Raw genomic sequence first — 24,479 nt, 5'->3', positions numbered from 1 at the left:
TGTTTGGGTTTTGGCGGTTGGTTGTGGGTGTGGGTGTTTCTGGTGGGTGTGGCGGGCCGGTGGGTCGTTCTGGTGGGTGTCGCTGTCCGTCGCTGGTTTGGCTCCCGAAGTACTTCCAACGCCAGTGGCGGGGGTTGGGCGGGGTTCAGGTGGTGCGTGTGTGGCAGCGGCATGTCTTTGGGCCGGCATGCCGCTGATCGGCTTGCGCCCGGTTGCCGTAAGCCCGGTGCGGAGCTGACGCGCGTTTTCCTAGCCCGGTTTCGTTGCCGGGTGGAGTGGGCTGGCGGTTGTGCTCGAGTTCCTCAAGGCAGCGGTCACGGTTATGAGTCCAGTCACCGGCCGGTCGTCACATGTCAGATCTCGAAATGAGGTCTTGGACGGCGCTGCGTGGGTGGCGTGTTGCGTGTGGTCGTGTGCCGGTCTGTGTGTGGGGTGGTTGCGGCAGTGAGGGGCGAGACCACTGTTTGGTGGTTATGGGTTGGTGGGGTTGGTGGTGAGGGTGGTGGTGTAGATGGGGTTGTTGTTTTGGTGGGCGGTGATGGTGGTGTGGGTGGGGGTGTGGGTGGTGGTGGTGAGGGTGGTGGGGGTGTGGAGTTCGGCGTAGGTGTGGAAGTGGGTGGTGATGGTGGTGGGGGTGTAGGGGTGGGGGTGGTGGAGGTGGTGGGTGGCTTGGCGGGCGGCTTCGATGAGGACCATGCCGGGGTGGTGGTCGTTTGTGTGTTCGAAGAGGATGGGGTGGGTGAGGTCGGGGGTGAGGGTGAATTGGTGGGGGTTGTGGGTGGGGGTGAGGATGACGTCGTGGGGGTGGTGTCGTCCGGTGGTGGTGGGGGTGAGGGGGGGTAGGGGGGTGTGGTGTCGGGTGGGGTTGGGGGTGGTGGGGGTGTGGGTGGGTGGGGTGGTGTGGGGGCGGCGGAGGCGGTTGTAGGTGGTGGGGGGGATGGTGGTGAAGTGTGCTGTGCCGTGGCCGGTGGTGTGGTTGCCGCGGTGGAGGGTGGCGTGGAGGGTGCCGGTGAGGCGGTTGCCTTTGCGGGTGAAGTCGGTGCAGGTGGCGGTGATGGTGAGGTCGGTGGGGGTGGTGCCGATGTGGAGTTGGTCGGGGTGGGTGGTGAAGTCCAGGCTCCACAGGAGGATGTGGTGGTCGAGGGGGACGCCGTAGGCGGTGTGGCAGAGGTAGAGGCCGCTTTGGCGGATGGTTTCGCCGACTTGGAGGGGGTCGTGGCGGGTGCCGTCGGGGCTGGTGAAGAAGGTGTGGGCGCGGGGCCACTGGCCGGTGAGGGTGAAGGTGTGGGGGCCGGTGCGGTGGCAGCCGGTGAGGAAGACCTCGGCGTGGGAGCGTCGGTGGACGTATTCCCTGGGGACGGTGGTGGTCAGGGTGCGGGGGGTGGTGTGCCGTGTCCAGGGTTCGCCCGCGGGGGTGAGGGGCGGGGCGGGTGTGTTGTGGCGAATCGTCAGCATGGTCATGGGACCTTCTCCCGCAGAGCCGTTCGACGGATGGGTCGGGTTGCGTTCGCGAGACGCAAGATACGTACTCTCCGGTTTCTTTTGCAAGGGATTCGGTGGGTGGGGATGTGGGGTGCCGGCGGGCCTGCCCGGGGGTGGCGGGGGGCCGGGGGTGGGGGTGCGTGGCGTGGACCAGGGAATTCGGGCGGGGTTGTGGCCGGTGTGACGGGCGGCTCGTGGCTGGTGTTCGTGGGTGGTTCTTCGGGTTGAATGCCCTGGTCCGCAAGGGCGTTGCCGTCTGGTGTTCAGGTGGGCGGGCGGGGTGGGGGTGTGTGGGGGCGGTGTCGGGGGCGGGTGGCGGGCCCGGTGTCCCGGAAACCATTGGCATGCGGGGCGGGTCGTGCCAGACTCGGGGCCGCCGCCGGTGAATCAAGAACCGGATGGGCGGTTTTGAAATGCGGGGTGTGGACGGGTTGTCGCGCCCTGTTGCCGAGTCCGCCGCCCTTGTGGAGTGTTGTTGTGATGAACCGTCGTCAGTGCCCGGTCGAGATCGATGCGGCGGGGTCGGATGTGCATGCCGAGGCTGCTTTGATCCGTGGGCGGGGGCCTGCGGTGCGGGTGGTGCTGCCGGGTGGGGTGGGTGCGTGGGCGGTGAACGGTAGTGCGGAGATCCGCAGGTCTTGCGGTAGGCGGGTGTCGAAGGATGCCTACCGTCACTGGCCGGCGTGGATCGACGGTGAGGTCGGTGAGCGGTGGCCGCTGGCGATCTGGGTGTCGGTGCAGAACATGATCACTGCGTACGGTGCGGAGCATGCCCGGTTGCGCAGGCCGGTGGCGGGGGCGTTCACCACGCGTCGGGTGGCGTCGATGAGACCGCGGATCGAGGAGATCACCGGGGAGCTGCTGAAGTCGTCGGCGGCGGCTCGGCCGGGTGAGGTGGTGGATCTGCGGGGGCGGCTGGCGCACGAGTTGCCGACGCGGGTGGTGTTCGAGCTGTTCGGGATCCCGGAGCGGTCCTGGGCCCCGCTCCACAAGATCATCAAGGGGTTCTTCGACACGGGTATCAGTGCCGAGGACGCGCAGCGCAATGCCGCGGACCTGGATGTGACGATGGCGGATCTGGTGGCCTACCGGCGTGCGCATCCGGGGGACGACCTGACCAGCGCGCTGATCGCGGCCCGCGACGGCCACGGGGACGGCCGCCCCGGCGGACACGGCCCCGGCGGAGACGGTTGCGGTGGGGAAGGCCCCGGTGGCGACGCCTCCGGTGGGGACGGCGGTTGCGGTGGGGAAGGCCCCGGCAGGGACGGTCGGGCCGCCACCGCCACCGCCACCGCCGCCGGCGGTTCGGGTTCGGGTGCGGGCGGTCAGGGCCCGGGCGGCGTCGGGGGCTTCGGCGGGGACGGCAGTGGCGTGGGTGTGGGTGGCGGGGTGGGTCCTGGTGGTGGCCGTGGCGGGGCGGCGGGGTGGGGTGGGGTGGGGCAGGGGGGCTGTCCTGTCGGCGGCGGCGGTGGTGGTGGCGGTGTGGCTGCTGGTGGTGGCGGTGTGGGGCGGGGGATGAGTGAGAAGGAGTTGCTGGACAATTTGATCTTGTTGTTCACGGCGGGTTATGAGACGTCGGCGAATTTGATCTGTACGGCGTTGCACCGGTTGCTGGCGGATCCGGGGCAGTTGGCGGCGGTGCGGCGGGGGGATGCGTCGTGGGAGGACGCGGTGGAGGAGGCGTTGCGGGTGGATGCGCCGGCGTTCTACGGGTTGCTGCGGTTCGCGGTGGAGGACATCGACATGGGGGAGGGGGTGGTGATCGGGCGGGGTGATCCGATCATCGTGTCCTTCGGTGCGGCGGGCCGGGATCCGGCGGTGCACGGTGCGGATGCGGACCGGTTCGATGTGCTGCGTCCCACGCGGGGGCAGCATCTGTCGTTCGGGTTCGGTACGCATCACTGTCTGGGGGCGGCGCTGGCGCGTGCGGAGTGCGCGATCGCGTTGCGGCGTTTCTTCGAGCGGTTCCCCGATGCGGTCCTGGCCCAGGAGACGCCCCCGGACGGTGTGGCCGGGGAGGGTGTGGTGGGTGGGTTGCCGCGGGTGGAGTCGTTCATTTCCAACGGGCTGGCGCGGCTGCCGGTGGTGCTCGGGGTGCCGGCCGGCGGTGGTGGTCGCTGACGGCTCGGGTGGGGGTCGGGTGTGGGTGGGGTGTGGGTGGTGTCGGGCGTGCTTGAAAACAATCGGACCTTCTGGTTGGTTTTAATGGGGGTGTGGATCGGCGGCAACCGGTCCGCAGGCAACGGCCCATGGACAACGGAGGCACCCGTGGCACGGCAGGAGCGTGCGGTACGTACGCGACGCGCGATCTTGGAAGCGGCGGCGGCGGTTTTCGACGAGCGTGGCTATGACGCTGCGACGATCGCGGACATCCTCTCCCGGGCGGGCGTCACCAAGGGTGCCCTGTACTTTCACTTCTCCTCCAAGCAGGAGCTGGCGCAGGGTGTGCTGGACGAGCAGTTCGCCGAGGGCGGGGTCCCGCACCGGGAGAGCAAGCTGCAGGAACTCATCGATGTGGCGATGGTTCTGGCGTTCCGGATGAAACGCGATCCGATGCTGAGTGCGGGGGCGCGGCTCTCGCTGGGGCCGGGGATGCGTGACATCTTCGGCGGGGGGTCGGTGCCGGGGTGGATCGAGTTCACCCGGACGCTGCTGCTGCAGGCCAAGGAGCAGGGCGAGCTCCTGCCGCACGTGGATCCGGCCGAGACGGCCTGGATCCTGTCCGCGTGCTGGACCGGCGCCCAGATCTACTCCCAGACCCTCAGCGACCGGGCCGACATCGAGGAGCGGGTCTCCGCCGTCTACCAGCACATCTGCCCCAGCATCGCCACCCCGGCCGTTCTGGCCCGCCTGGACATGGCCGCCGACCGCGGTGAGCGGGTCGGCGCCGAGATGGGCCTCACGCCCGGCAGCGCCGCCCTGCCCCCGCAGCCCCAGCCCGCCCTCTCCTGACCCCCTGGCCCGCCTTCCCCCGCCCCCGGCCGGTGCCCGTCAACCCCCCTGCAGGAAGCCCTCGTTCCCGCGCGGGGTCTTCGGGCCCGGAAGCCCCGGGACCGCCGCCCGGACGAGGCCTTCCTGCACGGGGGTTGCGTGCGGGGGCGGGCGCCCGTACCGCTGAGGGTCTGCCGGCCGCTCACCTGCGCAGCAGCCGCACAGCGCCGGCCCGACGGGCCTCTCGGCCGGAAGGCCGACCGGCCCAGTGGCATCCGGCCCGGCCCGGCCCGGCCCGCCCCGGTCCGGCGCGGCGCGGTCCGGCGCGGCGCGGCCCGGTCCATCGCGGTTCGGTGCGGTGCGTCGCGGTTCGGTGCGGTCCTGCGGCCGCAGGGGTGTGGATCCCCCGCTCCCTGTGCGGCCGCGCGGTTCCGGGCGCCGTGCGGGCTCCCGGAACCGCTGCGCTGCGAATCGCTGCCCCCTGCCCCCTGCGCCGCGTGCCACCGCCGCCCGTGCCCGCAGCGGGTTCTCACACAGGTCAACGAGCCGGCGGAGCCTCGGGGTTGTGGCCGTCGGGCTGGTGGTGGGCCTGCGGTCGCTGTGCCTGCCGCCACTGGGCCTGTGGCCTGCGGAGGGTGCTTGCGGCGTGCCGCCGGGCCTGCGGGGGCCGTGGGCTTCGCGCCACGGCGACAGGGGGGCGGGGGAGAGGCGGGCGGCCGGTGCTCCGGGTGTGGTGTGCGGCCCGCAGTACGGCCGTACGGCAGTCCGTGCTGGTGGTGCCGGTCCCGAGGACCTGGCCGAGCTGCGCGCCCTGCATGTGCGGACGGCCCGGTACGGGGCCCGGTCCGGCTGCGGTCCCGGTGGGACGGGCGGCTCACGGTACGGCAGTTCGCGCTGGTGGAGACCGTGTCCGAAGCCGTGCCCGGGCTGTGGCGAGAGCCGGTACGCGGCTCGGTCCGGCTGCGCCCCGGTGGGGTGGCCGCTCGCGTACGGCGGTCCGTACCGGCGCAGGCCTGCGCCGAGATGCCGTGCAGGGCAGCTCCCCGCCCCGCGCCGGAAGGCACGGAGCGCGGCCAGGTCCGGCGGGGCCTTCGGCCCGCGCCCGGGGCCCGCTCCCGGGGCCCGGGGGCCGGGGACAGCCCGTGCCGGAGGATCGAGGCCGTGCCTGCCCGGGGCTGCACCCCTGCCTGCGCCTGCGCCTGCGCCTGTGCGTCTGCCTGCCTGCCTGGTCCCGTCCCGGCCAGGGAGGCGTTCTTCCTGCCCGGTCCAGTCCTGGGCGCGGAGGCGCTCTGCCTCGCCTCGCCAGTCCAGGCCTTCCCGGGCCAGGGGGGTGGGGTGTCGGGGTGGGGCTGGGTCGGGTTCGGGTAGGGGGTGGGTGGTGTGGGGTGGTTTCCGGTGTGGCTCCAGCGGGACGCGAGTGCGGCTCCGGTGAACCGGCCGACCGTGGACCGCGAAGATCTTCAGTCCCTTGTGTGCAAACCGCGTTGGCGGTTTGTGGAGTGTCCATGGTCAAGCAGGAACGCGGTGAGCGTACGCGGGAAGCCCTGGTGCGTGCCGCGGCGGAGGTGTTCGCCGAGCAGGGGTATGTCACCGCGTCGATCGCGGCGGTCAGCCGGCATGCGGGCATCAGTGCCGGGGGGCTGCATTTCCATTTCGCGAGCAAGCCCGTTCTGGCGGGGGCGGTTCAGGACCGGGCCGCGCAGGTGCTGCGGCAGGTGACGGCGGTCGCGGGAGGGGCGGCGGCCGCGGCGGGGGTGAACTCCCTGCAGGTGCTGGTGGATTCCACGCATGCGCTGACGGCCCTGCTGGCGGGTGATGTGGTGGTGCGGGCCGGTTTCGGGCTGTGCGCGGACCCGGCGTTCGGCGGCGGGGTGGACCTGCGCCGGCAGTGGCGCCGCTGGGTGGAGGAGACCATGGCGGCCGCGGCCCGTGAGGGCTGTCTGGCCGAGGGCCTGCTGCCGCGGGACGCCGCCCGGGTGGTGGTGGCCGCCACCGTGGGGCTGGAGGTCCTCGGCGCCGGTGACGCGGAATGGGTCCACCCCCGCACCCTCACCCGGATCTGGGCCCTGCTGCTGCCGCGCCTGGCCGCCCCCGCCGTCCTGGACGCCCTGCTGCCCGGCGGCACCCCGCCCCCCGCCGGCATCCCCCGCACCCCCCACAGAGAAGACTGAACGGTCTCTTTCCGGCGGGAAAACCCGGCTTCCGCACCCCGCTCCGGCCCGCGTCAAGCCCCGCTCGAGCCCCCGCAGCGCCCCCGGGCTGCCTCACCTGCGCCCACAACTCCCAGCTCACAGCCGCATTGTGACGACCTGTCGGACACTTTCGACCGCCAAAACAGCGCGACCGGTTTGATATTGACAAACCGTCGGTCCTGTTTTCTACTGGCTGTGCGACTCATCCAAGGACAGGGGAGTACAACGTGGACATCGATGTACTGGGCGCGTTGGCCGTGCGGGAGAACGGAGTCTCCATCACGCCGACCGCCCCCAAGCCCCGGCAGGTCCTGGCGCTCCTGGCGCTGCACGCCGACCAGGTGGTGCCCGTGTCGGCGCTGATAGAGGAGCTGTGGGCGGGGGAACCGCCGCGCAGTGCCCGTACCACCCTGCAGACCTACGTCCTGCAGTTACGGGCACTGATCGCGACCGCCCTGGAGACCGCGGCCGCCCGCACCCCCGCCGGCCCCACCGTCGAGGACGGCGACGGCCTCACGGGCGACGGCGTCACCGCCCTCACCGCCGCCGGCCGCACGGACGTGATGCGTACCGACGGCCTGCGCGCGGCTGCCGGGGGCTACGGCCACCCCGCCCACCGCAGAGCCGGCGGCAACACCGGCAGCGGCAGTGGGGGCAGCGGGGGTGGGGGGCAGCGGACGGCCAAGGACATCCTGGTCACCCTCCCCGGCGGATACCTCCTCAACAGCGGCGGGGGAACCCTCGACGTCCGCGAGTTCGACCGCCTCGCCGGGACCGGCTACCGCGCCATGGACGCAGGCGACTTCCCCGGCGCGGCCCGCCTGCTGCGCGAAGCCCTCGCCCTGTGGTCCGGCCCCGCCTTCGCCGACGTCCCCGGCGGCGTCCAGCTCGACATGGAAACCCGCCGCCTGGAAGAAACCCGGCTGTGCGCCCTGGACCAGCGCATCGAAGCCGACCTGCGCCTGGGCCGCCACCGCGAACTCCTCGCCGAACTCACCGTGCTGGTCACCCGCTACCGCACCCACGAAAACCTCCACGGACAGTTCATGCTCGCCCTGCACCGCTCCGGCCGCCGCGGCGAAGCACTCGACGTCTACCAGCGGCTGCGCGCCACCCTCGTGCGCGAACTGGGCCTGGAACCCTCCGTGGCCCTCAGGCGCCTGCAGCGCTCCATCCTGATGGCCGGCCCCGAGAACCCGGCCGAGACCCACGCCGAGCCCGGCGGCGAACGCCTCGTCCGCGTCTGAAGAACGCGACGGCACGTCCAACTCCCCGGGCCCAACACCCGGTTGCCTCCCGGGCGGGCAGCCGGGAGGAGACGAACCCGGGGAGACGAACCGGGGGAGACGAACCGGGGGACGATCCGGGGGAGCCAGTCGGTGGCGAGAGGAGAGGGCGCGGTGCAGGAAAGGTCCGAACGTACCCGGAGGCGACTGGTGTGGGCCGGAGCGGAAATGTTCCACCGCAACGGATACGCCCACGCCACCCTCGGCGAGATCGCCGCCGCGGCCGGAGTGACAAAAGGCGCGCTGTACTTCCACTTCGCGTCCAAGGAAGAACTCGCCGAAGCCGTCCAGCAACGCGGCAGCGCCCTCCTGGACGACGCCGTGCGCGCCCTGCGCGAGGACGGACTCTCCCCGCTGCAGGCCCTGATCGACATCACCCACTGGCTCGCCTGGAACCTCCACGAGGAACCGGCCATCCCCGCCAGCTTCCGCATCACCAAGGAATGCGGCACCGGCGCCGGCACCCCGCCCCGCGCCTGCGCCGGCACCCGGCCGGTCGTCGTCGACTTCCACGCCGCCTGGCTCTCCGCCGTCTGCACCCTGCTGCGCCTGGCCCGCGACGCCGGGGAACTGCCCGCCTCCGGCCGCACCTGGGAAAGCGCCCAGGCCCTGGTCCAGGCAGCGGCCTGCGGCATCGAGACCATGGCGGGAACCGGCATGTCCTACGGCGAACTGCGCAGGAAAGTCGCGGCACTGTGGACCCTGCTGCTGCCCGGCCTCGTACCCGCCGGACGCGAACACCACTACCGCACCGGCGCCGAACTCATCGAGGCGGAAGCCGCACGCATCGGCTGGTAACCCCCGGACACACACCACACACCCGCACCACCCTCACCGCCACCGACACCGCCGCCGCCATCGACTCCCTCCCCGTCCGGCCGGACGAGCCCCCGGGCCGCACGGGGAGGGGCACCACCCCCGCCCCGGCCGCCCCTGCGGACCCGGCCCGCCTTCGGCGGCCCGGCAACCAGCCCCGAAGCATTCCCTCCACTTGCCCGGGCCACCCCGCCGCCGCCCGCACCCGGGTTGCCCGGCAGCCCACGGCCGACAGCCCGCGGCCCTTCGCCTGCCGTCCGGCCCCTGCCGCCTGCCGCCTGCCGCCGTCCCTGGCACGGTGCCCACGCGTGCTGCCCGGACCCCCGTACCCGGACGCACTCCCACCGTGCCACCCCGGACTCACCCAGCCCCCGGCACGCACGCCACCCCGCTCCGCCCGGGCTGGCCCGGCCCGCTCCGCTCCGCTCCGGGCCCGCCCCGGCCCACCCTGCTCCGCCCCGGCCCGCTCCGCCCCGGCCCAGGCCGGGCCGGCCGCCACAGGCTCGCTCCCCGCCGCCCGCTGCCGCCCGCCCGCGGCCGCCTTTCGGCTCCTGCGCCCGCTCGGGAACGGGCCGCCTGCCCGCAGCCGGTCCCGTCCCGCCGGCGCAACGGATCCGTACGAGGCATGCCGCAGGTTCCCCGACCGCGCGGCCCGGGCCTCCCCACGCCCTGGCGCGCAGCCCCCCACCGGTACGACCCGGGCCCTGCGGCCCCCGTCCGCACCAGCCCGTACTGCGCCCTGCCCCTGCCGGGCCTGCTCCCGTCCCCGGACCTGACGGAGCCTCCTGCCCGCCTTGCCTGTCGGCCGGTCACCCGCCCATGGGCGGCTCCGGCTCGTGCCCGGTGGGGGAGGGGCCGGTGGAGTGTCGAGGGGGCTGCCGTGTTCGACGGATCTGGCCCGGCGGATGCGGAGATGGGTGCCTGCCGGCCGTGCAGCCCGTACTTCACGAACGATCCGGCCTGCCACACCCCCAGCCCCCCCTGCTTCCGTCCCCGGCCGGTCCTGACGCCCGCACCGACACCTCCCCTCCCGATGGCCGGTCACCGCGCCCCGCTCCCCGCGGCCGCGCCGGCCCGCTCCCGCCCGTACCGCGCCCTTGTCTCGCCGACCGGCTCCCGCACCTTTCACAGACCCGCTCCCGGCTGCCTGCGCCGGCGGCTGCCGCCGGCCACCAGCTCTTCCTGAGGCCCGGTCATGCCGGAGCCCCGGCCGGGGGAGTCGCCGTGGCCGCCGCGGGCGACCGACCAGTACCGGCTCCCCGTACGCCGGTGGTGTTCGGCCCGTACCCCCCCCGGATGCGGTCGCGTGCCTTCCGGCAGGGCAGCCCCGGGCGCCGGGACACGGCTGAGCGGGGCAGCAGCCGTACCGTCACCCTGGGGGAGGAGCCCGATGCTGCGGCCGGGCCACAGCCCCGCCCCCGATCCCGGGCGGCCCGGCCCCGGTACCCCGGCTGATCACAGCGCTCCCGCCCGGGCACCCCGGGCGTCGTCCGCGCCTCCAGTGCCGCGCCGCCGTCGGCCCGCGCTCGCCCGCCCGACACACCCCGCCCCGGTCACTGCCGACGCAGGACGCAGGACGCACGCCGCAGGGCACGGGACACAGGGCGCAGGGGGCACGCCGCGGGTTCCCGGCCCCGGGCGACGGAGCGTCAGGGCCAGCCGATGTCGTCGTCCGGGAGCACCGCCGCAACCCCGACCCCGCACCCGCCCCGCACCGCCGACCGCGCCGCCGTCACCGCACCCGGGAACCCGCCCGGCCACACCGCCGGACACCCGCCCCGGGCCCTGCCCGGCGCAACCGCCGCCGCCGCGCCCACCGCGCTCACCACGCCGGATGCACACACCGATGGCCTCATCGTCGACTCCAAGGGGCGCCGGGAACACGTCACGAGCCAGGACCCCGCGGCCGGGCACCGGCCACGGACGGTGGAGAGTCTGCCTCGCCACGGTCGAGAACCACTCGAAGAACCCACCACACCCGCACGAGACACGCCTCAGCCCCGCACGAGGAACACACCAGGAACGCACGAGAGACACCCCGGAAACCATGGCAAAGGTTTGCCCGCCCCTTGCCCCCGACCCTACGCTCGGTGCCCGCTCCCGACAGATTCCTTGCCCGCCGACCCCCGGGGAACCTCATGCTGCGACAGCCCGCCTTCGGACAGCGCCTGAGAAAGCTCCGGCTGGCCCGGAACCTGTCCCAGACGGCCCTGGCCGGCCAGGGCATGTCCACCGGCTACCTCTCCCGCCTGGAATCCGGCGCCCGCCAGCCCACCGACCGCGCCGTCGACTACCTCGCCGGCCGGCTCGGCCTCACCCCCGCAGACTTCGCCGAACCCGCCACCGGCTCCCTCGCCCACGCCCTCACCCTCGCCGCCTCCACCGGATCACCCGACGCCGCCCACGCCCTCGGTCAGGCCCTGGCCGCCGAAGGCCACGAAAGCCCCGTCCTGCGCTGGCAGGCCCTCTGGCTCCTGGCCCGCGCCGCCCGCACCCAGGGCGACCACACCCTCGAACGCGACCACCTCACCCGCCTGGTCGCCCTCGGCGAAGAAGTCGGCGTCCCCGAACTCCGCGTCCGCGGCCTCACCCGCCTCGCCCGCTGCCTGCGCTCCGTCGGCGAGATCACCCCCGCCCTCGACGCCGCCGTCGAAGCCCACCGCATCGCCCTCCACGACCACCTCGGCACCGAGGACCGGGCCACCGCCCTGCTCGCCCTGGTATCCGTACAGGCCGAAGCCGGCCGCACCGCCGAAGCCCGCACCCACGCCGACGCACTCACCACCCTCGTCCAGGGCCGCCACGACGCCCTGTGGGCCGAAGCCATGTGGACCGCCGCCGCCATCCGCATGCACCAGGGCGACCACCACGGAGCCCAGACCTGCCTCGACGACGCCCTCGACCGCTTCAGCAGCCAGGAAGACCTCACCCTGTGGATCCGGCTGCGCCTGGCCGCCGGACGCCTGCACCTGCAAAAGACCCCCGCCGACCCCCCACAGGCACAGCACCGCGCGGAAGAAGCCGAAGCCGCCCTCGCCTTCGCCGGCACCCCCGCCCTGCGCCAGGACCTCACCGCCCTCAAAGCCGACCTCGCCTACGCCACCGGCCGCTACGACGACGCCCGCACCCTCCTGGGCCAACTCGCCGCCGACCAGCCCCGCATGACCTACCGCGGCCAGGTCCGCCTGGAGATCCTGCGCCACCGGCTGCTCATCCTCGCCGGCGACCCCAGCGGCATCCAGGGACTGCGCACCCTGGCCCAACAAGCCCACGCCGACGCCAACATCGACCTCGCCGCCGAGATCTGGCGCGTCCTGGCCGACGCCCTCACCGAAGCCGGCCACCCCCACCCCACACCCCACCCGGCCCACCCGGCACCCCTCCCGGCCCACCCGGCACCCCACCCGGCCCACCCGGCACCCCTCCCGGCCCACCCGGCAGCCCTCCCGGCCGCCCCCGACCCCGCCACCCACACCACCCCCGCCCCGGCCCGCAACGGCCACACCCGCACCCCCGCCGCCCCCGCCCTGGGGGGTTGAGGCAGCCTCAAGTCCCCTGGTGCAGGCTGGGCCACCACCCACACACCCAGGGGAAGGTGCCCGCCGTGCCCCCGCAGCGCACCCGCACCAGCAGCAGCACGCGGACCGTGTCCATCGCCGCCCCCGCCGACACGGTCTACCGCCTCCTCGCCGACGCCGAACGCTGGCCCCTGCTGCTGCCCGACCCCGTCCACGTCGAACGCATCGACTTCGACGGCACCCGCGAACGCCTGCGCACCTGGGACCTCACCCCCGGCGGACACATCCGCTCCCACCGCCTCCAGCGCACCCTGGACCCCCGCACCCGCACCATCACCCACACCCGCCAGGACACCACCCGCCCCGGCACACCCACCACCGGCACCTGGACCGTCCACCCCGACGGCGACAGCCGCACCCGCCTCACCCTCCACCAGCAACACCCCACCGAACCCCACCCCGAAACCGGCCCCGAAACCGGCCCCGACGCCGGCACCGACAGCCTCCTGGCCCGCCTCACCCGGCTCGCCGAACACCACCCCCACCTCGACGAACTCCTGCTCTCCTTCCACGACACCGTCCACCTCGACGGCCCCGCAGAAGTCGTCTACGACTTCCTCCACCACATCCGGCACTGGCCCGACCGCACCCCCCACATCGACCTCGCCGACGTCACCGAGGACACCCCCGGCATCCAGCTCGCCACCCTGGAGACCACCGGCCCCGACGGCCTGCCCACCACCACCCGCACCGTCCGGCTGTGCTTCCCCGCCGCCACCCGCATCGTCTTCAAGGAACTCACCACCCCCGCCCCCATCGCCGCACACACCGGCGAATGGTCCCTGACCCCCCACGCCACCGGCACCACCGTCACCTGCGCCCAGCAGATCCTGCTCCACCACCCCACCCCCACCCACCCGCACACCCCCGCCACCACCGCCGAACTCGCCCGCACCCGCCACCACCTGCGCACCCGCCTCGGCCGCACCACCACCGACACCCTGCGCCTGGCCACCTGGCGAGCCCGCACCGCCGTACGCCGCCTGCACTGACACCCCCTCACCCCGGCCAGACCCGCCCGGCACACATCCCCACCACACCGGCCCCCGCCGACACCGCCCGCCGACACCCTCCTCCGCCCCGCGACCGCACCCGCCACCCCCGGATCCGGCCCGACCCCGACGACAGCCCCCCGTCACCACCCCCACCACCCCCACCACTCCCGCCACCCCGCGACGGGCCCCGCCCAACGCCCCACGCCCCCACCACCCCACGCCCGGACGAACCCGTACGGCCTCACCCCCCGCGCACCCCCGGCCCGCCCCGTACAACCCCGGCTTCCCACGGCCCCGTACAACCCTGGCTCCCCACCCGCCGCGACCGCCCCGGGCGCGCACGCCCGCAGGAGACACCACCCGGGCGGCACGGGACCTCCCGCAGCCGACGGCCGGACGGGCCCACGGCCCCGCCCCGCAGCGCCCGTTCCCGGGCCGGGCCGCGCCCGCGTCGCGCCCGGGGCCGTGCGCCGTACGGACGCCGCCCCGCCCGCGCCGCCCCCGCCCCCGGCAGGCACCCGTACCACAGACGGCGAACGCCCGCCCCGCCCCGCGCCGTTGCCGCGGAGCCCCACGCAGGCCGCCCCACCACCACCCCGCCCCGGACACGCGAACGCCCCGGCCGCCTCACCCCGCGCATCTGCGCGGGGGCGGGCGGCCGGGGCGTCCGGCCGTGTCGGCCGGGAGCGCTCTCAGGCCGCGAACAGGTCGAACGTCGAGGTGTGCCGCGGCCCGGCGAGCACGTCCAGCGCCGGATCGACCGCCAGCATCGCCTGATGCAGCCGCTGCAGCTGCGGCGAGGGCTCCACCCCCAGGTCCTCGATGAGACGGGCCCGCAGCCTGCGGTACACATCCAGCGCGGTGGCCTGCCGCCCCGAACGGTACAGAGCCACCATCACCTGGGAGTGCAGCCCCTCGTGCTGCGGATGACGGGCGGTCAGATCCGTGAGTTCCGCGATCAGCTCACTGTGCCGGCCCAGCCGCAGATCGGCGTCGATGCGCCGCTCGACCGTCATCAGCCGGCTCTCCTCCAGCCGCATCACCTCGATGTCGAGGATCGGCCCCACCCGTACGTCGACCAGCGCGGGCCCCCGCCACAGCTCCAGCGCCTGCCGCAGCCGGCCCGCGCACACCTGGTCGTCACCGGACTCGAAAGCCGCCTGCCCCTCGCGCACCAGACGCTCGTAGTCGTGCACGTCGACACTGTCCTCGGGCACCTGCAGCAGATAGCCGCCGTGCCGGGTGGCCAGCACCTCCTTGGCACCGCCGGGGGAGCCCGGCCCCATCGCGGTGCCCAGCCGCCGCCGCAACTGCAGGATGTAGGTCTGCAACGTGGTCAGCGCGCTCTGCGGCGGCTGCGTCCCCCAGATCTCCTCCATGAGGGTGGGGACGGGTATGACACGTCCGGGATACAGCGAGAGCAGCGACAGCACCTGTCTCGGCTTTCCCGCGGTCGGAACGATGGATCCCCCGTTGACCTCGGCACTCAACGGACCCAGAACCTGAATCCTCACGGTCTCCCCTCCGCACTCGTCGATTCACCCGGTCACCCGGCATTTTCTGCCACCGGTGGCGAAGGAAATGCCCCCGTGCCGCGCACGCTAGCCGGGGTGGAGGTATTCCATCTCTTTCCTCTACCGGATTTCGAGCCGTCTTCGGTCACGGCCAGTCGATCCGCGCTCCCTGCGCCCCGCCCGCCCCACCGTCGGCCACGGCCGGCCCCGCCGCGGCCCGCGGCACGACAGGCCAGTCGATGGGCTCACCGGCCTGCGCGCCACCCCCAGCGGCCAGCACGGCAGCGCAGGCCAGAGCAGCAGTGGCAACAACGCGAACGACGTTCTTCATGACGACTCCTCCGTGGCAACCCTGTGATTCGTTCTTGGCAAGTCCTCTGCCAAGAAGACTGACGCCGACCGCTCGCGATCCGCTCGTCAACCACTCGAAAACGCCTGGAGAAACCCGCGACAACACCCCCGACCTGCACCGCATCCCACCGGAACGAAACCCGAAACGGCATTGCCGGGAGTTGCCAACGAGAACGGAACTCGAGTCTCGCCTGAGCCGACACCCACCGATATTGCCAACACCGGGAAATGCTCGGCAATGTATTGCCAAGCCGATTGGCAACCACTGGTAATCCAACGGCCGTGGACCCCACGCCCCGACATCCCCCGGAGGGAGGCCCCACCCATGGACGCACCCACCCGCACCGCACCGGCCCGCACCGCACCACCCACGGTCCGCCTCGACACCGCCCGCACCGCCCCCACACCGCACACGGCAGCCGAGCCCGCCCACCACACCACCGCACACGACCACCACCACGGCACCGCAACACCCCACCACCCCACCGCAGACGAGGACCCGCACACCCGCGCCCGCACCCACCTCGGCCGCCTCTGGGGCGTCCCCGCCACCCACACCCACCTCACCACCGGCGCGGACGACACCTTCGACACCCTCGTCCGCGACACCCCCCTCACCCCCCGCGACCGCATCTGGACCACACCCCACGAAAGCGTCGCCCGCCTGCACACCCTGCACACCCTGCGCGACCGCACCCGCTGCCGCCTGGAAGTCGTCCCCCTGCGCCCCGACGGCGACCTCGACCTGGACTGGATGCGCCACCACCTCGACGACGACGTCGCCCTCGTCTCCGTCGCCCACCTCTCACCGGCCTGCGGAACCGTCAACCCCGTCACCGCCATCGGCCGCCTCCTGGCCCCCCACCGCGCCCGCTACGCCCTCGACGCCTCCCACTCCGCCGGCCTGCTGCCCCTGGACGCCGCCGCCACCGGCTGCCACCTCCTCACCGCCGACGCCTTCCGCTTCCTCAACGGCCCCCCGGACACCGGAATCGCCTACACCACCCCCCAACCGGGCGCCCCCGCCGGCAGCACCCCGCCCCCCGCACCCCACCCCACCGCCGTCACCGCCCTGGCCGACACCCTCACCCACCACACCCCCGCCGCCACCCACCCCCACACCGACCACCTGCCCCGCCTGCGCGCCGCCCTCGCCCGCATCCCCGGCATCACCCTGCTCCCCACCGGAACCCGCCAGGCCGGCATCCTCGCCTTCCGCCACGACCACCTCGACGCCGGCACCCTGCGCCACGCCCTGGCACGCCGCGCGGTGCTCCTGTCCAAGACCGTCGCCCACGAGCACCCCCTGCACCCGGCCTCCCGCACCGGAGCACCCGCCCTCCACGCCAGCCTCCACCCCGCCACCACCGCACACGACATCGACCGCCTGGCACACACCCTGACCGAGGTACTCCACGCACACACCCACCCCACCCCCCACCCCCGCACCCCACCCACCGCCCCCGCCCTCCCCACCCCCCGCACCCCACCCGCCCGCCCCGCCACCCCCACCCCGGCCCCCGTACGCACCCTCCCCACCCCCCGCACCACCGCCACCCCCGCGCTCCGCAGCACCCCCGCGCTCCGCAGCGTCCCCGCCCCCGCAGCAGCCCTCCCCGCCCTCCCCGCCCTCCCCGCCCTCCCCGCCTTCCCTGCCGACCCCGGCTCCGCCGGTCCCGGCACCCGCACCGCCCCCTCCCTCGCCGCGGTCCCCGCCCTCGCCACCCCCACCCCGGCCACCCCCACGGCCTCCGGCGGCGGGCACCGCCCCCGCACCCCGGCACCCGCCCCCCGCCGCACCCGCACCGCGGGACGGCGCGGCCACCTCACCCTGCACCGGGCCGACCACGACACCACCCCCCACCCACCACCAGGAGGACAGCGATGACCATCAGCGACGCCCCACCCGTACGCGCCCTGGACCGCACCGCGGAACTGGCCGCCCTCAAGGCCCACGCGATCGCCGGCCCCGACGAACGCGCCACCGAACGCCAGCACGCCAGAGGCAAACTCACCGCCCGCGAACGCATCGGCCTGCTCCTGGACGCCGGATCCTTCCAGGAGATCGAAGCACTGCGCCGCCACCGCGCCACCGGCTTCGGCCTGGAGACCAAGAAGCCCTACACCGACGGCGTCGTCACCGGCTGGGGCACCGTCGAGGGCCGCACCGTGTTCGTCTTCGCCCACGACTTCCGCATCTTCGGCGGCGCCCTCGGCGAAGCCCACGCCGAGAAGATCCACAAGGTGATGGACATGGCCCTCGCCGCCGGAGCCCCGCTGGTCTCCCTCAACGACGGCGCCGGCGCCCGCATCCAGGAAGGCGTCTCCGCCCTCGCCGGCTACGGCGGCATCTTCCAGCGCAACACCAAGGCCTCCGGCGTCATCCCGCAGATCTCCGTCATGCTCGGCCCCTGCGCCGGCGGCGCCGCCTACTCACCCGCCCTCACCGACTTCGTCTTCATGGTCCGCGACACCTCCCAGATGTTCATCACCGGACCCGACGTCGTCCGCGCCGTCACCGGCGAGGAGATCACCCACAACGGCCTCGGCGGCGCCGACGTCCACGCCACCGTCTCCGGAGTCGCCGCCTTCGCCTACGAGGACGAACCCGGCTGCCTGGAAGACGTACGCCACCTGCTGTCCCTGCTCCCCGCCAACAACCGCCAGACACCCCCGCACGAGCAGGCCGACGACCCCGCCGACCGGCCCACCCCCGCCCTGTCCGCGATCGTCCCCGCCAACCCCCAGCAGTCCTACGACATCCGCCACGTCATCGAGGAAATCGTCGACGACGGCGACCACTTCGAGGTCCAGCCCGCCTGGGCCGCCAACGTCGTGTGCACACTCGCCCGCATGGACGGCCACGTCACCGGCTTCGTCGCCAACCAGCCCGCCCACCTCGCCGGCGTCCTCGACATCCACGCCAGCGAAAAAGCCGCCCGCTTCGTGCAGTTCTGCGACGCCTTCAACATCCCCCTGGTCACCCTCGTCGACGTCCCCGGCTTCCTGCCCGGCGTCGACCAGGAACACGGCGGCATCATCCGCCACGGCGCCAAACTCCTCTACGCCTACTGCAACGCCACCGTCCCGCGGATCTCCCTGGTCCTGCGCAAGGCCTACGGCGGCGCCTACATCGTCATGGACTCCCGCTCCATCGGCGCCGACCTCGCACTGGCCTGGCCCACCAACGAGATCGCCGTCATGGGCGCCGAAGGCGCCGCGAACGTCGTCTTCCGCCGCGAGATCGCCGCCGCCGCCGACCCCGACGCCATGCGCGCACAGAAGATCAAGGAATACACCGCCGAACTCATGCACCCCTACTACGCGGCCGAACGCGGCCTCGTCGACGACGTCATCGACCCCGCCCGCACCCGCGAGGCCCTCGTGGCAGCCCTCGCCATGCTCCGCCCCAAATACGCCGACCTGCCGTCCCGCAAGCACGGCAACCCGCCCGTATGAGCAGCCCCCAGGCGCACCCGACGCCCCCCACACCCCCCACACCTCCCGTGCCGGCGGCCTTCCGGATCCGCGGGCCCCGCCTGGAGGCGGAGGAGACCGCAGCCGTCCTCGCCGTCCTGACCGCCCTCCTGCAATCCGCCCCCGCCCCACCACCGGCCACCCCGCCCCCACCACCGGCCACCTGGGACCGGACCCCGCCCGCCCGGGGCCCCCGCCCCGGCAGCTGGCGCCCCCACTGACCCCAACCCACCCCACCCCGCCCGCACCGGGGGCCCGCCTCCATCACCTTTCCGCCACGCCACGAGTTGCCTGCCCCACCCTGGGGACCACACGACGGGCGACGGAAGGGACGACGATGACGGTGAAGGCGATGGACAAGGCCCCCGAGCGGCCCGTGGCCCTGGTCACCGGAGCCACCAGCGGCATCGGACTGGCCATAGCCCGCGACCTGGGCGCCCGCGGCCACCGCGTGTTCCTGTGCGCCCGCACCGAGACCAAGGTCAAGCAGACCGTCGCCGACCTCCAGGCCGAAGGCCTCACCGTCGAAGGCACCGCCGCCGACGTCCGCGACCGCACCGCCGTGCACGACCTCGTCGCCGCCGCCGTCGCCACCTACACCGACCCCGTCAGCATCCTGGTCAACAACGCCGGCCGCAGCGGAGGCGGCGCCACCGCCTCCCTCACCGACGAACTCTGGCACGACGTCATCGACACCAACCTCAACAGCGTCTTCCTCCTCACCCGCGAAGTCCTCACCAGCGGAGGCCTGTCCACCCAGCCCTGGGGCCGCATCATCAACATCGCCTCCACCGCCGGGAAACAGGGCGTCCTCCTCGGCGCCCCCTACACCGCCTCCAAACACGCCGTCATCGGCTTCACCAAAGCCCTCGGCAAAGAACTCGCCCCCACCGGCACCACCGTCAACGCCGTCTGCCCCGGCTACGTCGAAACCCCCATGGCCGCCCGCGTCCGCAGCGGCTACGCCCAGGTGTGGGACACCACCGAGGACTACGTCCGCGAACAACTCGAATCCAAGATCCCCCTCGGCCGCTACTCCACCCCCCAGGAAGTCGCCGGCCTCGTCGGCTACCTCACCACCGACCTCGCCGCCTCCATCACCGCCCAGGCCCTCAACGTCTGCGGCGGACTGGGCAACTCCTGACCCACCACACCGAAGAGGGCCCCGGACGGATCACCGTCCGGGGCCCTCGGCCACCCTCGCCACACCCGCACAACCCGCACGACCCGCACACGGCCACACGGCCAGGCGGTCACGCGGTCACACCAGCGACAGCGAACCCTCCTGCGACACCTGCCACACCAGCGCCCGGCCGCCCGTGCCCGCACCGCGCCACCGCTCCGCGAGCGCCTCCCGGACCGGCTCGCCCCACAGCAGCACGTGCCGCAGCCCCGGCAGCCGCCCGCCACCGCCCACCGCGCACCAGCGGGCGAACGCCGACGGCAGCTGCGTGGCCACCGTCACCCCCTCCCGCGCCAGCAGGCCCGCGAAGGCCCCCGCATCGCGGGCCGTCTCCCGGTCCACCACCACCGCACGGCCCCCCGACAGCAGCGGAGCCCACAACTCCCGCATCCCCACGTCCAGGCTCAGCGAATGGAAGAACGACCACACATCACCCACGCCCGCCCCCAGGGAGCCCACACAGCCGTCGACCCACCCCAGGACCTCCGCGTGACCCACCGGCCGCACCCCCAGCGCCCGCCCCGGATCCCCGCCCCGCGGCAGCGCCAGGAACGCCGTGCCCTCCGGGACCTCGCAGCCCCGCCGCGGCACCGGCCGCACCGCCACCACGAACCGGCCCACCTTCGCCACCGGGATCTCCTCGGCCAGCAGCCCGCAGTCGGAGACCACCACCGCGCAGCCGGCCTCCCGCATCAAGAACTCCTGCAGCCCCGCCTCGTGGCCCTCCTCCAGCGGAAGCACCGCCGCACCCGCCCGCAGCACCCCCACCACCGCACCCGCCACCGCGGCCGACCGACGCGCCCGCACCGCGACCGCCTCACCCGCACCGGCCCGCCCCGACAACCGCCGCGCGATGTCGTCCGCCAGCCACTCCAGCTCCAGATACGTCACCTCCCCCTCCGCGTCCCTCGCCGCGACCCGCCCCGCACCCCGGGCGGCCGCGGCGGCGAAGCGGACATCGACCCGGTCACCACGCACCGGCCACCCCCCGGACGGGTCGATCCCCATCCGCGAAAGCAGCCCCGCCAGGTCGGCGGACAACTGATCGAGCTCCGGACGATCCGGCACGGCGTTCATACGGCCTCCCGGCGACGTGACACCAACTGGGTCCCGCCGATGCTCCCGCCCCCGGCACGAGAACCGCTCAAGTCCCACCGCACCCCGACCCCGCCCCCGCACACCCCGCCCCCGCACACCCCGCCCCGCCCACCCCGCACACCTGCACCCCGCACCCCGCCCCGCGCGTCCCGCCCCCGCACACCCGGCGCCCGCACCCGCCCGCTCGAGACACGCTCGAAGAGCCGTCCACAACCACTCCAGGACCGCTCCATACGCCCTGGCCCGCCCCCCGGGCCCATGCCTACGATTCCCGCACTCACGCCGACGCCACCCGGCTCCACGCCGCGCTCCGAGCCACCACTCGTAGACGCACGCACACACAAGTGAGCCTTGTGGCTATGGCCCGTCTCGCGAGACTGGACTTGACTGTACTCATGACTCAGAACGCGCAGAACACCCAGATCACCCTCGTCATCGGCGGCAACGGCAAGACCGGCCGCCGCGTCGCCGAGAAGCTCACCGCCCAGGGACGCCAGGTCCGCATCGGCTCCCGCACCGGCGAGCCCCCCTTCGACTGGAACGAGCCCGCCACCTGGCAGAGCGCCCTCGAAGGCGTCGACCGCGTATACGTCACCTACTACCCCGACCTCGCCTTCCCCGGCGCCGCCGAACAGGTCGCCGAATTCTCCAAGACCGCCGTCGCCGCCGGCGCCCGCCGCCTGGTGCTGCTCTCCGGCCGCGGCGAGGAAGCCGCCGAGGTCAGCGAGAACAACCTCAAGGCCTCCGGAGCCGACTGGACCATCGTCCGCTCCAGCTGGTTCAACCAGAACTTCTCCGAGAGCTTCTTCCTCGAGCCCGTCCTGGCCGGCGAGATCGCCCTGCCCACCGGCGACGCCGTCGAGGCCTTCGTCGACGCCGACGACATCGCCGACGTCGTCGTCGCCGCCCTCACCGACGACAAGCACATCGGCAAGACCTACGAACTCTCCGGCCCCCGCCTGCTCAGCTACAGCGACGTCGCCGCCGAACTGTCCAAGGCCACCGGACGCGACATCAAGTACATCTCCGTCACCAACGAGGAGTACCGCGCCGTCCTGCGCGAGAACAACCTCCCCGAGGACTTCGCCGACCTCTTCACCATGATCCTCGACGGCCGCAACGCCCACCTCGTGCACGGCGTCGAAGAAGCCCTGGGCCGCAAGCCCAAGGACTTCGCCGACTTCGCCCGCGAAGCCGCCGCCACCGGCGTCTGGAACGTCTGACCACCACCGCACACCCCACCACCGGCACCCACACCGGCACCCACCCCAACACCCCCTGACCGGGCGGCGACTCTGGTACGGCCGCCGCCCGGTACACGGGGCCACCGGAGGGACCCCATGCCCGCGAACAGGACGTACTCCAGCGAAAACGGACTGCGCTCACTGCCCCCGCACTTCCACGGATTCGCCCTGATGCACATCGCGATGCGCCGCGACGCAGCCCGCCTGCGCGCCGCCGCACCCCGCTGGAACGGCGCCGGAACCCCGTGGTGGCACCACCTGCGCGAAACCATCGAATGGCACCACACCAGCGAGGACGACGTCCTGTGGCCCGCCCTGCGCCACCGCGACCGCGACTTCGACGCCCAGGCACGCGAACTCCACGACGACCACGAAGAACTCGACGCCGCCATGCACGCCGTCACCACCGCCATCACCCACCACGGCGAAGGCCTCGTCAAAGCCGCGGCCGCCTTCGAAGACATCCTGCGCGACCACCTGCGCGACGAGGAAACCATCGTCTTCCCCGTCTTCGACCGGCTCGGCGAACGCGCCTACCTCGCCGAGGAACGCAAAGTCGTCGCCAGCGCACCGATGCACGTGATGACCCGCCTGCAACCGTGGATGTTCGACGGCGCCACCCGCCAGGACCTCCACCACGTCCGCGCCACCATCCCGCCACCGGTCCGCCTCCTGGGCGCCACCGTCCTGCAACGCCGCTACACCCGCACCCTGAAGGGAATCCTCACGTGACCACCACGACCACACAATCGGTGACCCTGGTGGCCGCGACCGTGGGCACCGGCCTCATGGCCGGCCTCTACTTCGCCTTCGACATCTCCGTCATGCCCGGACTCGGCCGCGGCGACGACCACACCTACGTCACCGCCATGCGCAACATCAACGACGCCATCGACAACGGCCTGTTCGGACTGCTCTTCCTCGGCGCGTTCCTCGCCACCGGCATCGCCGCCGGCCAGGCACAACGCGGCGGCCACCGCGACACCGCACGCTGGGGCTGGCTCGCCTTCGCCCTCTACGGCCTCTCCCTCGCCGTCACCGCGATCGTCAACATCCCCCTCAACAACCAGCTCGCCCGCGCCGGAGCCGACGCCACCGCCGCCCGCACCCGCTTCGCCGGCCGCTGGACCACCGGCAACATCATCCGCACCGCCGCCTGCACCGCCGCCCTCGCCGCCCTCGGCCGCGCCCTCACCCTCCACGGCCGCCCCCAGCACCCCTGACCCCGCCCCCACCCCCCCACACCCGCGAACCGCGCCCGCTCTCCATCCGTCCCCCGCGGGAGAGCGGGCGCTTCGCCGCGCCCACCCCCGCCCGTCCGACAGGATCACCCCATGGACACCCTCACCGGCCTCCTCGAAGGCCCCAAAGCCCGCGGAGCGTTCCTCCTCAAATCCGTCTTCAACCCACCCTGGTCCCTGCGCGTCGAGGACCGCGCCCCGCTCTCCGTCGTCACCATGGTCCACGGCGACGCCTGGCTCCTGCCCGACCACGCCGACCCCGTCCGCATCCGCCCCGGAGACGTCGCCGTCGTCCGCGGCCCCGACCCCTACACCGTCGCCGACACCCCCGACACCCCCGTCCAGATCACCGTCGGCCCCGAACAGCGCTGCAGCACCCGCGAAGGCGAAGACGTCACCGACACCATGTCCCTGGGCGTACGCACCTGGGGCGACACCTTCCAGGACGCCGGCACCGCCGTCATGCTCAGCGGCACCTACCAGGCCCCCAGCGAAATCGGCCGCCGCCTCCTGGGCGCCCTGCCCACCCTCCTGGTCCGCCCCGCCGAAGCCGCCGACAACACCCTGGTCACCCTCCTGACCACGGAGATCTCCAAAGACGAACCCGGCCAGGAAATCGTCCTCGACCGCCTCCTGGACCTCCTCCTCATCGGCGTCCTGCGCACCTGGCTCGCCGCCCCCTCCAGCGGCGCCCCCGCCTGGTACCGCGCCCAGTCCGACGCCGTCGCAGGCCCCGCACTGCGCCTCCTGCACGAAAACCCCGCCCACGGCTGGACCATCGAGGAACTCGCCCTCAAAGTCGGCGTCTCCCGCGCCTGCCTCGCCCGCCGCTTCAACGACGTCGTCGGCGAACCCCCCGTCGCCTACCTCACCGGCTGGCGCCTGGCCCTGGCCGCCGACCTCCTGCGCGAACCCGACGCCACCATCGCCGGCGTCGCCCGCCGCGTCGGCTACAGCTCCGGCTTCGCCCTGTCCACCGCCTTCAAACGGGTCCGCGGCATCAGCCCCCAGGAATTCCGCACCGGAACCACCCCCGCCACCGCCCCCCAGGCCCCCCGCCCGCCCCGCACCGTCGTCCTGCCCGCCTGACC

19 protein-coding genes are annotated in these 24,479 nt (G+C 73.5%); 15 read left to right on the top strand and 4 right to left on the bottom strand.

Features of this window, described 5'->3' with window-relative positions:
• Positions 1-471 precede the first annotated feature (471 nt).
• Entirely contained in the window at positions 472-1,461 is a 990-nt protein-coding gene (locus ACPU2J_RS36060; protein WP_423832403.1) for a ScbA/BarX family gamma-butyrolactone biosynthesis protein, read from the bottom strand.
• 501 nt (positions 1,462-1,962) lie between these two features.
• Between ACPU2J_RS36060 and ACPU2J_RS36055 the strand changes: the two genes are divergently transcribed.
• The 7 genes from ACPU2J_RS36055 to ACPU2J_RS36025 all read left to right on the top strand — a co-directional run bounded on the left by ACPU2J_RS36055 (position 1,963) and on the right by ACPU2J_RS36025 (position 13,277).
• Positions 1,963-3,603: a cytochrome P450 family protein gene (locus ACPU2J_RS36055; RefSeq protein WP_423835113.1), complete on the top strand. Its 1,641-nt coding sequence runs from the start codon at positions 1,963-1,965 to the stop codon at positions 3,601-3,603.
• Positions 3,604-3,750: 147 nt separating this feature from the next.
• The gene (locus ACPU2J_RS36050; protein WP_420078045.1) at positions 3,751-4,434 is read left to right on the top strand and encodes a ScbR family autoregulator-binding transcription factor; all 684 of its coding nucleotides are present in this window, start codon (positions 3,751-3,753) and stop codon (positions 4,432-4,434) included.
• Between the two features lie 1,484 nt (positions 4,435-5,918).
• Positions 5,919-6,584 (top strand): ScbR family autoregulator-binding transcription factor, encoded by a 666-nt coding sequence (locus ACPU2J_RS36045; protein ID WP_423832401.1) that lies wholly within the window; start codon positions 5,919-5,921, stop codon positions 6,582-6,584.
• A gap of 248 nt (positions 6,585-6,832) precedes the next feature.
• Positions 6,833-7,852, top strand: coding sequence for an AfsR/SARP family transcriptional regulator (locus ACPU2J_RS36040; protein ID WP_420078043.1), 1,020 nt, complete (start codon positions 6,833-6,835; stop codon positions 7,850-7,852).
• Positions 7,853-7,984: 132 nt separating this feature from the next.
• Positions 7,985-8,689, top strand: a complete 705-nt coding sequence (locus ACPU2J_RS36035) for a ScbR family autoregulator-binding transcription factor (protein WP_420078042.1) — start codon at positions 7,985-7,987, stop codon at positions 8,687-8,689.
• Between the two features lie 2,156 nt (positions 8,690-10,845).
• Entirely contained in the window at positions 10,846-12,246 is a 1,401-nt protein-coding gene (locus tag ACPU2J_RS36030) for a helix-turn-helix domain-containing protein (protein ID WP_423832400.1), read from the top strand.
• Between the two features lie 65 nt (positions 12,247-12,311).
• Complete coding sequence (locus ACPU2J_RS36025; protein WP_420078040.1) at positions 12,312-13,277, top strand: SRPBCC family protein; 966 nt, start codon at positions 12,312-12,314, stop codon at positions 13,275-13,277.
• 695 nt (positions 13,278-13,972) lie between these two features.
• On the opposite strand, the gene ACPU2J_RS36020 is transcribed toward ACPU2J_RS36025, so the two are convergent.
• On the bottom strand, positions 13,973-14,794 hold the full coding sequence (locus ACPU2J_RS36020; RefSeq protein WP_420078039.1) for an AfsR/SARP family transcriptional regulator: 822 nt from the start codon (positions 14,792-14,794) through the stop codon (positions 13,973-13,975).
• A gap of 145 nt (positions 14,795-14,939) precedes the next feature.
• On the bottom strand, positions 14,940-15,125 hold the full coding sequence (locus tag ACPU2J_RS36015) for a hypothetical protein (protein ID WP_423832399.1): 186 nt from the start codon (positions 15,123-15,125) through the stop codon (positions 14,940-14,942).
• 345 nt (positions 15,126-15,470) lie between these two features.
• Here ACPU2J_RS36015 and ACPU2J_RS36010 point away from each other — a divergent pair, with 345 nt between their 5' ends.
• The 4 genes from ACPU2J_RS36010 to ACPU2J_RS35995 all read left to right on the top strand — a co-directional run bounded on the left by ACPU2J_RS36010 (position 15,471) and on the right by ACPU2J_RS35995 (position 19,766).
• Positions 15,471-17,033 carry an aminotransferase class V-fold PLP-dependent enzyme gene (locus ACPU2J_RS36010; protein ID WP_423832398.1) on the top strand — a complete coding sequence of 521 codons (1,563 nt, stop codon included), beginning with the start codon at positions 15,471-15,473 and terminating at the stop codon, positions 17,031-17,033.
• Entirely contained in the window at positions 17,030-18,604 is a 1,575-nt protein-coding gene (locus tag ACPU2J_RS36005) for an acyl-CoA carboxylase subunit beta (protein WP_365081989.1), read from the top strand. Before ACPU2J_RS36010 ends, ACPU2J_RS36005 begins: the two co-directional genes overlap by 4 nt.
• Positions 18,601-18,843, top strand: a complete 243-nt coding sequence (locus tag ACPU2J_RS36000; RefSeq protein WP_423832397.1) for a hypothetical protein — start codon at positions 18,601-18,603, stop codon at positions 18,841-18,843. Before ACPU2J_RS36005 ends, ACPU2J_RS36000 begins: the two co-directional genes overlap by 4 nt.
• A 116-nt stretch (positions 18,844-18,959) precedes the next feature.
• A complete protein-coding gene (locus ACPU2J_RS35995; RefSeq protein ID WP_361600998.1) occupies positions 18,960-19,766 on the top strand; it encodes an SDR family NAD(P)-dependent oxidoreductase in 807 nt (268 codons plus the stop codon).
• Positions 19,767-19,883: 117 nt separating this feature from the next.
• On the opposite strand, the gene ACPU2J_RS35990 is transcribed toward ACPU2J_RS35995, so the two are convergent.
• Entirely contained in the window at positions 19,884-20,882 is a 999-nt protein-coding gene (locus ACPU2J_RS35990) for an AMP-binding protein (protein WP_420078036.1), read from the bottom strand.
• 416 nt (positions 20,883-21,298) lie between these two features.
• Here ACPU2J_RS35990 and ACPU2J_RS35985 point away from each other — a divergent pair, with 416 nt between their 5' ends.
• The 4 genes from ACPU2J_RS35985 (at position 21,299) to ACPU2J_RS35970 (ending at position 24,477) form a co-directional block, all read left to right on the top strand.
• The gene (locus tag ACPU2J_RS35985) at positions 21,299-22,126 is read left to right on the top strand and encodes an NAD(P)H-binding protein (RefSeq protein ID WP_361601004.1); all 828 of its coding nucleotides are present in this window, start codon (positions 21,299-21,301) and stop codon (positions 22,124-22,126) included.
• A 117-nt stretch (positions 22,127-22,243) separates the two neighbouring features.
• Positions 22,244-22,879: a hemerythrin domain-containing protein gene (locus ACPU2J_RS35980; RefSeq protein ID WP_423832396.1), complete on the top strand. Its 636-nt coding sequence runs from the start codon at positions 22,244-22,246 to the stop codon at positions 22,877-22,879.
• Positions 22,876-23,370: a DUF1772 domain-containing protein gene (locus ACPU2J_RS35975; protein ID WP_361601010.1), complete on the top strand. Its 495-nt coding sequence runs from the start codon at positions 22,876-22,878 to the stop codon at positions 23,368-23,370. The genes ACPU2J_RS35980 and ACPU2J_RS35975 overlap by 4 nt, the downstream gene beginning before the upstream one ends.
• 111 nt (positions 23,371-23,481) lie before the next feature.
• Entirely contained in the window at positions 23,482-24,477 is a 996-nt protein-coding gene (locus ACPU2J_RS35970; protein ID WP_365141312.1) for an AraC family transcriptional regulator, read from the top strand.
• The last annotated feature ends 2 nt before the right edge of the window (positions 24,478-24,479 follow it).

It is taken from the genome of Streptomyces manipurensis (assembly GCF_049570255.1).
In the GTDB taxonomy this organism is placed as follows: domain Bacteria; phylum Actinomycetota; class Actinomycetes; order Streptomycetales; family Streptomycetaceae; genus Streptomyces; species Streptomyces manipurensis.
Note: the sequence above shows the minus strand (reverse complement) of the source record. Positions and strands in the feature narration are given on the sequence as shown.

Coding starts and splice junctions, on each gene's coding strand:
- ACPU2J_RS36060 (WP_423832403.1), bottom strand. CDS start 1,461: ATGACCATGCTGACGATTCGCCACAACACACCCGCCCCGCCCCTCACC.
- ACPU2J_RS36055 (WP_423835113.1), top strand. CDS start 1,963: ATGAACCGTCGTCAGTGCCCGGTCGAGATCGATGCGGCGGGGTCGGAT.
- ACPU2J_RS36045 (WP_423832401.1), top strand. CDS start 5,919: ATGGTCAAGCAGGAACGCGGTGAGCGTACGCGGGAAGCCCTGGTGCGT.
- ACPU2J_RS36030 (WP_423832400.1), top strand. CDS start 10,846: ATGCTGCGACAGCCCGCCTTCGGACAGCGCCTGAGAAAGCTCCGGCTG.
- ACPU2J_RS36015 (WP_423832399.1), bottom strand. CDS start 15,125: ATGAAGAACGTCGTTCGCGTTGTTGCCACTGCTGCTCTGGCCTGCGCT.
- ACPU2J_RS36010 (WP_423832398.1), top strand. CDS start 15,471: ATGGACGCACCCACCCGCACCGCACCGGCCCGCACCGCACCACCCACG.
- ACPU2J_RS36005 (WP_365081989.1), top strand. CDS start 17,030: ATGACCATCAGCGACGCCCCACCCGTACGCGCCCTGGACCGCACCGCG.
- ACPU2J_RS36000 (WP_423832397.1), top strand. CDS start 18,601: ATGAGCAGCCCCCAGGCGCACCCGACGCCCCCCACACCCCCCACACCT.
- ACPU2J_RS35995 (WP_361600998.1), top strand. CDS start 18,960: ATGACGGTGAAGGCGATGGACAAGGCCCCCGAGCGGCCCGTGGCCCTG.
- ACPU2J_RS35990 (WP_420078036.1), bottom strand. CDS start 20,882: ATGAACGCCGTGCCGGATCGTCCGGAGCTCGATCAGTTGTCCGCCGAC.
- ACPU2J_RS35985 (WP_361601004.1), top strand. CDS start 21,299: ATGACTCAGAACGCGCAGAACACCCAGATCACCCTCGTCATCGGCGGC.
- ACPU2J_RS35980 (WP_423832396.1), top strand. CDS start 22,244: ATGCCCGCGAACAGGACGTACTCCAGCGAAAACGGACTGCGCTCACTG.
- ACPU2J_RS35970 (WP_365141312.1), top strand. CDS start 23,482: ATGGACACCCTCACCGGCCTCCTCGAAGGCCCCAAAGCCCGCGGAGCG.